The organism is Lyngbya sp. CCY1209 (assembly GCF_035615495.1).
Taxonomy (GTDB): domain Bacteria; phylum Cyanobacteriota; class Cyanobacteriia; order Cyanobacteriales; family Microcoleaceae; genus Limnospira.
Genome location: NZ_JAJENU010000360.1, coordinates 1 through 635, shown reverse-complemented (window position 1 = coordinate 635; position 635 = coordinate 1). Strand labels below are relative to the sequence as shown.

Genomic DNA, 635 nt, shown 5'->3' with positions numbered 1-635 from the left:
CAGACGTAAGATGGAGACTTGAGTAGCAATAATGGCGTCTAGTCAAACCAAAGGATTCGGCAAGCCGAAACCAACGGGCACTAAGAATGCATGGAGAACTATCAATTGGGCGAAAATCCAACGGATGGTTTTCAAGTTGCAAAAACGTATCTATCAAGCGGCTCAATCGGGACAGGACGCAAAAGCTAAAAGGTTGCAGAGACTCCTTTTGAAGTCATACTACGCAAGGCTCTTAGCTGTAAGGCGAGTGACCCAAGATAACCAAGGCAAGAAAACAGCCGGAGTGGATGGAGTGGTAGCAATATCCCCAAAACAAAGGTTTGAACTTGTTGAGGAAATCAAGGGAAACTTCAAAGCAAAACCGTTACGGAGAGTCTGGATACCTAAACCTGGACGGGATGAAAAACGCCCGCTGGGAATCCCAACAATCCGAGACAGAGCCAAACAAGCCTTGGTCAAAATGGCAATGGAACCCTACTGGGAACCTAAATTCGAGGGAACAAGCTATGGGTTTCGACCCGGACGCTCAACCCTTGACGCAATTGGCAGAATATTTACTGGCATCAACAAAATGGGATATTACGTCCTTGATGCCGACATTGCCAAATGTTTCGACCAGATTGACCATGATTACC

At 46.5% G+C, this 635-nt stretch carries 1 protein-coding gene; it reads left to right on the top strand.

Features of this window, described 5'->3' with window-relative positions; genetic code table 11:
* Positions 1–31 precede the first annotated feature (31 nt).
* The coding region (locus LKE08_RS10135; protein ID WP_375341415.1) for a reverse transcriptase N-terminal domain-containing protein at positions 32–635 on the top strand (604 nt) is incomplete at its 3' end.